At 67.2% G+C, this 7,248-nt stretch carries 8 protein-coding genes; 6 read left to right on the top strand and 2 right to left on the bottom strand.

What is annotated here, in order from left to right; genetic code table 11:
• The first annotated feature begins 153 nt into the window (after positions 1 to 153).
• The 4 genes from ACWPOB_RS01755 to mhpA are packed head-to-tail and all read left to right on the top strand — an operon-like array spanning position 154 to position 4,869.
• Positions 154 to 1,092, top strand: coding sequence for a fumarylacetoacetate hydrolase family protein (locus ACWPOB_RS01755; protein WP_100055580.1), 939 nt, complete (start codon positions 154 to 156; stop codon positions 1,090 to 1,092).
• Complete coding sequence (locus ACWPOB_RS01750; RefSeq protein ID WP_455399700.1) at positions 1,089 to 2,978, top strand: acyl-CoA synthetase; 1,890 nt, start codon at positions 1,089 to 1,091, stop codon at positions 2,976 to 2,978. The genes ACWPOB_RS01755 and ACWPOB_RS01750 overlap by 4 nt, the downstream gene beginning before the upstream one ends.
• On the top strand, positions 2,975 to 3,331 hold the full coding sequence (locus tag ACWPOB_RS01745; protein ID WP_455399699.1) for a DoxX family protein: 357 nt from the start codon (positions 2,975 to 2,977) through the stop codon (positions 3,329 to 3,331). The genes ACWPOB_RS01750 and ACWPOB_RS01745 overlap by 4 nt, the downstream gene beginning before the upstream one ends.
• Complete coding sequence (gene mhpA, locus ACWPOB_RS01740) at positions 3,328 to 4,869, top strand: bifunctional 3-(3-hydroxy-phenyl)propionate/3-hydroxycinnamic acid hydroxylase MhpA (protein ID WP_455399698.1); 1,542 nt, start codon at positions 3,328 to 3,330, stop codon at positions 4,867 to 4,869. Before ACWPOB_RS01745 ends, mhpA begins: the two co-directional genes overlap by 4 nt.
• Positions 4,870 to 5,305: 436 nt before the next feature.
• On the opposite strand, the gene ACWPOB_RS01735 is transcribed toward mhpA, so the two are convergent.
• Positions 5,306 to 5,512 (bottom strand): hypothetical protein, encoded by a 207-nt coding sequence (locus ACWPOB_RS01735; protein WP_455399697.1) that lies wholly within the window; start codon positions 5,510 to 5,512, stop codon positions 5,306 to 5,308.
• Between the two features lie 476 nt (positions 5,513 to 5,988).
• Between ACWPOB_RS01735 and ACWPOB_RS01730 the strand changes: the two genes are divergently transcribed.
• Positions 5,989 to 6,474: a hypothetical protein gene (locus tag ACWPOB_RS01730; RefSeq protein ID WP_100055577.1), complete on the top strand. Its 486-nt coding sequence runs from the start codon at positions 5,989 to 5,991 to the stop codon at positions 6,472 to 6,474.
• Positions 6,475 to 6,506: 32 nt separating this feature from the next.
• Here the strand turns inward: ACWPOB_RS01730 and ACWPOB_RS01725 are convergent, their stop codons facing one another.
• Positions 6,507 to 6,725, bottom strand: coding sequence for a hypothetical protein (locus tag ACWPOB_RS01725; protein ID WP_455399696.1), 219 nt, complete (start codon positions 6,723 to 6,725; stop codon positions 6,507 to 6,509).
• Positions 6,726 to 6,902: 177 nt separating this feature from the next.
• Between ACWPOB_RS01725 and ACWPOB_RS01720 the strand changes: the two genes are divergently transcribed.
• Complete coding sequence (locus ACWPOB_RS01720) at positions 6,903 to 7,190, top strand: hypothetical protein (protein WP_006947522.1); 288 nt, start codon at positions 6,903 to 6,905, stop codon at positions 7,188 to 7,190.
• Positions 7,191 to 7,248: the final 58 nt, after the last annotated feature.

The raw sequence follows: 7,248 nt of genomic DNA, 5'->3' as shown, positions 1-7,248 counted from the left end.
ACGAACGCATCGAGACGTTCACCGACATCGGTCAGGGCTGCGGCATCCACCCGGTTATCGTCTCGAACACCACGCCGAATCTCGAGTCCCCACAACAAGAAGTGGTGAACCTAACAAAGTCCTACTACGCGGCCTTCTGAAAGTTGCCAGCTCATGACCATCTCTGTCCTCCGCACCGCCGACGCCTGGTGGGTCGTCACACCGACGGGTGCCGCCCGGGTAGACACCGAGGCCACCACCACCGCCCAACTGCTGGCCGACCGACCAGCCGTCGAGGCAGCGGCATCCAGCGAGGGCACCGTGCCCGTCGAGACCCTCTCGTTGCTCTCCCCGGTCACCGCCCCCTGCCGTGTGGTCGCACAGATGACGAACTTCGCCTCGCACGTCAAGGACGCCGGGATGAACCCCGACACCATTCCGTTGACCTTCTTCCGAAAGGCATCCGGTTCGATCAGCGGTCCCCACGACGACGTGATCCGTCCTGCCCATGTCCGGCTACTGGACTACGAGGTGGAGATCGGGCTCGTCTTCGGGCGCGAACTCCCCGTCGGCACCACGATCACCGCAGACACTCTCGCCGATCACGTCGCCGGCCTGGTTGTCACCAACGACATCTCCGCGCGCGACGTCCAGCTTCCCAAAACGCAGTTCTACGAGGCCAAGTCATACCCGACGTTCACCCCGGTCGGCCCCGCGCTCGTACTGCTCGATGCCGACGAACTGAAGCGGTTCACCGACCTGCGCCTGCGGCTCTGGGTCAACGGTGAGCCTCGCCAGAACATGACCGTTGCCGACATGATCTACCAGCCGGCCGAGACTCTGCAGGCGCTGACCCGGTTCCAACGCCTCGATGCCGGAGACCTGCTGCTGACCGGAACACCGGTCGGGACGGCGCTGAGCGCCCCACCGAAGCCGATCGAAATCCTCTCCTCCCTGCTGCCGCCGGCAGTCAAATGGAAGCTCTTCTTTGCGGGCCAGGCCAGGAATTCGAACTATCTGCAGGACGGCGACGTCATCGAAGCCACCGTCGCCACAGACGACGGGACAATCGACTTGGGGCGGCAGCGCACGGTGGTGAGGTACGCGCGATGACCACCGACCTGCTGTGGCCGCGGTACGCGGCGCCCACGGATGTGACGGCGATCGAGGCCGTGCCGCTGCGAGATCGGGGGCTTCCGGAGTCCACCTATGCCTTGCTCACCCGAGCGGCCCGCAGGTGGCCGGACCGCCTCGCGCTCACCGTCCTCCCGGACGCCGCGCGGTGGCGGGAGCCGTTGCAGCGCAGTTTCTCCGAACTACTCGACGATGTTCACCGTTACGCGAACCTGCTCCATCGTCTGGGCGTGCGGCGCCACGACCCGGTCGCCTTGATGGCGCCCAACTGCGCCGAACTGATCCCCGCGACTCTCGCCGCGCAGCTTGCCGGCATCGCCGCCCCCATCAACGCGGCACAGTCGCAGCAGCACATCGCTGAACTGTTGCGCCGCTCAGGCGCCCGGGTACTCGTCGCGGCCGGTCCGGAACTTGCGGCCGACACATGGGAGGTCGCGCACGAGATTGCCGTGAGCGGAGGGGTGGACGCAGTGCTGGTCCTCAGGCCCACCGGTGCCGCCGGCGCCCCTGCGGACCTGCCCGAAGTCGACGGAGTGCGGATCGGCTATCTCAGTGCGCTGTCGGCCGGCATCGACCCCTCCGGCTTCGCCGGTGATCCCCCCTGTGGGTTCGACATGGCGGCACTGTTTCACACCGGTGGTACCACCGGCGTTCCGAAGCTGGCCGCCCACACCCACGACAACGAGGTCGCCAATGCCTGGATGCTGGCCGCGAACTCGTTGTGGGACTCGGACTCCGTCGTATTCGCCGCCCTGCCGCTGTTCCATGTCAATGCCTTGATGGTCACGCTGTTGGCACCGCTGTTCAAGGGCCAGGGTGTGGTGTGGGCCGGCCCGCTCGGCTACCGCGACCCGGTACTGCTCAGCGAATTCTGGAAGATCGTCGAGCACTACCGCATCGCGTCGATGAGCGCGGTGCCCACCGTATACGCGGCCCTGGCGGAGCGCCCGGTCGACGCCGATATCAGTAGTCTGCGATTCGCCATGGTCGGAGCGTCGCCTCTACCGACTGCGCTCGTCGAGAAGTTCCGGGAACACACGGGTGTGCCCCTTCTCGAAGGCTACGGCCTGACGGAGGCAACCTGCGCGAGTGCACGCAGCTTCACCGACGCGCCACGGCCCGGCGCGGTCGGCCTACGGATGCCCTATCAGCAGGTCAAAGTGGTACGCGTCCGCGAAGACGGCAGCTGGGAAGACCTGCCCACCGGAGCGACCGGCGTGCTGGCCATCAGCGGTCCGACGGTGTTCGCCGGCTACGCTGCCGCCCACGACGAACACGGACACGTGCTCGACACCATGGGCAAACTGGTCGACGGGTGGCTCGATACCGGCGACCTGGCGCGCGTCGACAGCGACGGTTTCATCTACCTGGTCGGACGCGCGAAGGACGTCATCATCCGGGGCGGGCACAACATCGACCCAGCGGTCATCGAAGACGCCCTACTGGCCCATCCGCAGGTCACCGCGGTCAGCGCGGTGGGACGTCCCGATGCCCACGCCGGCGAAGTGCCCGTCGCGTACGTCACCGTTGTCGCAGACGCCGGCATCACCGAGGAAGAGCTGCACGCCTGGGCGAGTGAGCGTGTCCCCGAGCGGGCCGCGGCACCCAGAACGGTGACCGTCCTCCACGCCTTGCCCGTCACGGCGGTAGGCAAGCCCTACAAGCTCGCACTGCGCGCCGACGCGACACGGCGCGAGCTCGAGCAGGCCTTTGCCACCATCGCAGGGGTCGACAGCATCCATGCGTCCGTAGCGGACGGTTCGATTCTTGCCACCGTCGAGATCGACGGATCTGCCGGCGAACCGACGGTCAAGGCGATCTTGGACCGATATGCGATCAATTGGAAGGTAATGGTGCGCAAATGACCACCGCATCACTAGTTTTGGCAATCTCGCTCGCAGTCCTCTACCTCCTGCTCGGCGTGAGCAAGATGGCGGCAACCTCGCCGATGCGGGAACGGGCAGCCCACGTCGGTATTTCCGTCAGCACGTATCGGGGTATCGGTGCGCTCGAGGTCGCCGGTGCAGCCGGTCTCCTGCTCGGCGGACTCGTACCGGCGCTCGGCGCCGCGGCCGGCGTCGGGCTCCTGCTCCTGATGGCAGGGGCCGTCGTTACGCACGTACGCAACGGAGATGGATTGCGTGAGATGACGCCCGCCATCCTCGTCAGCGCGCTGATCCTCGCCTACCTCGTCGTCCTGTTCGGATCGATCCGATGAGCGAGCGGGTTGTCCCGGTCGTCATCGTCGGTGCCGGACCCACCGGACTGACCGCCGCCACGCTGCTTGCTCAGCACGGGGTCGAGTGCCTGGTACTCGAGCGCTGGGAGGGTGTCTATGCGCAGCCGCGGGCGGTCCACCTCGACGGTGAGATTCACCGGATCGTGGCGCACCTCGGGATCGCCGACGAGTTCGCGGCGATCTCCCGGCCGTGCCTCGGGTTGCGGCTCCTCGACCGGAACATGCGAATTCTCACCGAGTTCCACCGAGACCCCGGACCGGGCGTACACGGCTACCCCGAGGCCAACATGTTCGATCAGCCGCAGTTCGAGGAGATCCTGCGCGCCAATCTGGAACGGTACCCAGGGGCCTCTCTGCGCGGCGACGTCGAAGTAACCGGGCTGGCCCACGACAAGACCGGCGACATTCGCGTCGACTTCACCGACCGAAGCACCGGCGTGCACGAATCGGTGCGGACCAGATACGTGTTGGGCTGCGACGGCGCCAACAGCATGGTCAGAGACCAGATCCAGGCAACGATGCGGGACCTGAAGTTCGAACAACGCTGGCTGGTTGTCGACGTCGCTACCACCGCAGACCTCGGCGAGTGGGAGGGCGTGCACCAGGTGTGCGACCCCGTGCGCGCGGCAACGTACATGCGGATCGGAAAAACGCGCTACCGCTGGGAGTTCCGTCTGAAGCCCGGTGAGAGCGCCGAGGACTATCGCGAAATGGCCCGACTGCATCCCCTCATCTCGCCATGGACAAGGAACACACCGGCCGAAGACCTGGAGCTGGTCCGTCTGGCCGAGTACACCTTTCGAGCCCGAATCGCGGACCGATGGCGCGACCGGCGCGTGTTTCTGCTGGGCGACGCCGCCCATCTCACACCGCCGTTCATCGGACAGGGGATGGGGGCGGGGATGCGCGACGCGATGAACCTCGCCTGGAAACTTGCAGGCGTTCTCCGCGGGGATCTGCCTGAGAGCGCACTGGACACCTACGAGATCGAACGCAAGCCCCACGCACTGGCACTGATCCGGCGGGCCAAGTTCGTCGGAATGGCCATGACCGAGGGCGGCGAACTCGGTAATCTCATCCGCCGCGTCGCCTTACCGCTATTGCACCGCGTGCCGGGCCTCAGCGACAAGATCATGGACAACGAGACCCCGGCTCTTCACCGCTCCAGTCTCGTCGAGCGATCTCCACTACGCAGAAGCCGAGCGGGCCGCCTGATCCCGAATCCGGTCCTCGACGAGGGTCGCCGATTCGCCGAGGTCGTCGCCGGCCGGTTCGCGGTGGTCACCTCCATCTCCCCGACCCCGAAACAACGCACCGCCATCGAACAACGGGGTGGCACAGTCCTGCTGGCTCGACCGGACACCGATCTGCACCGGTGGCTACGCCGCGGCCGGGCGCGCGCTGCCATCGTCCGGCCCGACGGCACCGTCCTTCGTAGCGGCAACGAACTGTCCGCCCTCTGCGCCGCCCTGCCCCGCTTCCACACCGACCACTCGGCAACGTTCCTCACACAGTGAGCCACCCCTGACGGGGTCTCCACTGCGCACGCGTGCGGATGCTCCGACCTACCGGCCCGCCGTGTACTCGCGCCCCGTCATCCTCGACTCCGACCCGATTCCCCCACGCTTCGCCGACTCGGACCGGTGGTGTGGTTGTCGCGACAGGGAGTGTCCGATAAGGACACTCCCCAACGGCGACCGACGGACCCCACCCGCGCCGGGGGCGTGTGGCGGGTCCGTCGAGGCCCCGGCGGATGTGGGTCGGCAGGGCCGTACGGCGGCTCCGACCCTACGGTGCGGCCTCCGGTATGCGGGCTGTCGGCAGGTCGCTCGTGCCGGCAGTCGCGGAGGTTGAGGCGGCGAATTGTCAGCAGGACGAGGGTGGGGACGCCGATCAGCAACAGGACGGGGGCAAGAGCGTCGAGCATCGGGATTCTCCGATCGGAGTGAGAGGTCACGCTCGCACGGGGTGGTCGTGGACCGGGGTGAGACGGTTGTAGCGGACCACCGGGATCCCAGGAGGCGGTACCGGCCGGCGGCGGACATAGCGCAGCGGTGCCCGGGCCTTCGGCCGGTCCGAAGCGGTGTTGAGGTAGCGGATGACCAAGGCGGCTGTCACGAACGCCCCGAGGAGCATCCACGTGGTCAGCATGTCGCTCACGCGTACGTATCCTTCCTTCGCGTCGACGGGTTTCGACCAGCAACGAGCATCGGCCCGTCCCGACCCGCCAGGGAAGACTCGCCGTCGGATCCTTGCGAAATCTCTACGCCTCCGGACCAAGAAGCCGCCGCCCTGCGCCCCGTCACGGCCGGCAACAGCACACCGCGTTGTGGCCTGCGCCCCCGATTCGCTTCTCCTGCATCGCTCGATCGAACCCCACCGCCGACACGGGATGCGGTCAGATGCTCGAGTACTCCGATCTGCACACCGAATGCTCCTAGCCTCCGACAGTCGCCCCCATTCCGAGCGAGTGCGCCACGGGCCCCGCGAAGCTGGGTGAAGAGTAAGCACCGCATCAAACTTTCGGGCCAGAGCATAAGGAAAGCGTCAAGACGCACCCGTTTCGATCCTCGGCGGCGGTATGGGTGGAAGGACCCGCAACGGCGCGGGCCACCTGATCAAGGAGAAAGTCCGCAATGCTCGCCCATTGGCACCTGTTCGCCCGATCACGGCCGAAGCAGAACGTCTGGATCGACGTGTCCGAGTGCGCCGCGGACGTCGGCACGATCGATGCCGGCGTCGAGCGGGTGTTGCACCGACAGCACCTGCGCCTGGCGGGGATGTGTTGCGCACTCCAGACTCCCGGGGCCGGGGAACGCTGCCTGGACGCGTGCGTCGACCGTGCGGTCGCCGCGATGGAACACATCCGGCGCCGCCACGGGGTGCTGCTGAGTCAACTGGCGATCACCTTCGCGGACACGACCATTCATGCGGCTGCGGCATTGGATCAACTCGAGGTGAGTGCCGTGATCGAGGACTGCCTTGATGCGGCCTGCGCCCGCTACCGTTACCCGCGCCCGACCGTGACCCTGCTGCTCCACACCGTTGCGAGCACTCCGACCGGCCGCTCGCACACCAGCGCACTCGACATGGTCCGCGACGCGACCCTCGAACTCTCATGATCATCGCATCCGTCCGCACCGGCCGGGTGGGGTCAGCCGATGCCGATGCCGAGGCTGCGGCCTGCCGCGCCGACCGGGCACAGGCTCAGCTCCTTCTCGGCGTGCTCGAGCGAGAGTTCGAGCAGGTCACAGCGCGGATCAACTTTGCTGAGCACTGCGCCGCCGATGAACAACGGCACGGCTTCGCGGTCAGTGCCCAACGATTCGAGGACGAAGCACGCAGACTGTGGGTCACCCTCGGTGAACTCCACCGTATGATCGCCGCCCTGCGTGCCCGGCAGACCCGGCCTTGACGCACGGACGCCGGTCACAGCATGCGCTGCGGCCGAGCCAACGCCCTCGCCCGGCGCACCAGTAGTGCGGCGACATCGAGCAGTGCGAGGCACCATGGACGGACATGATCGCCTTGTCCTGAATGGGGAGCTGGTATGCCGCCACACCGTTCCACCGAGTCGCCGTTCCGCAACGGTGCGGGTAGCACCGCGCTTGTCGCGGGCATCACCGCCGCGGTGTTCGCCTTCGTTCCCCTCATCGGTGACCTGATCACGATTCCCGCCGGGCTGGCCGCGGTGGTCTGCGGCTGGGTCGGCCTGGACCGGGTCGACAAGGGCCTGGCAACGAACCATCGGGAGGCCCTCACCGGCGCCGTCCTCGGTACCGCGGCACTGTTCGTGGTGTTCGTCGTCTTCGCCGCAACCCACAGCGCCGGCGGATGACCATCGGCCGGCCACCGGGACCCGGCGACCGCGGCGAGTTCGGTGCGCGTGGTGCGCC

This window comes from Rhodococcus sp. 2H158 (genome assembly GCF_053764755.1).
This window is presented reverse-complemented; position numbering and strand designations above follow the sequence as displayed.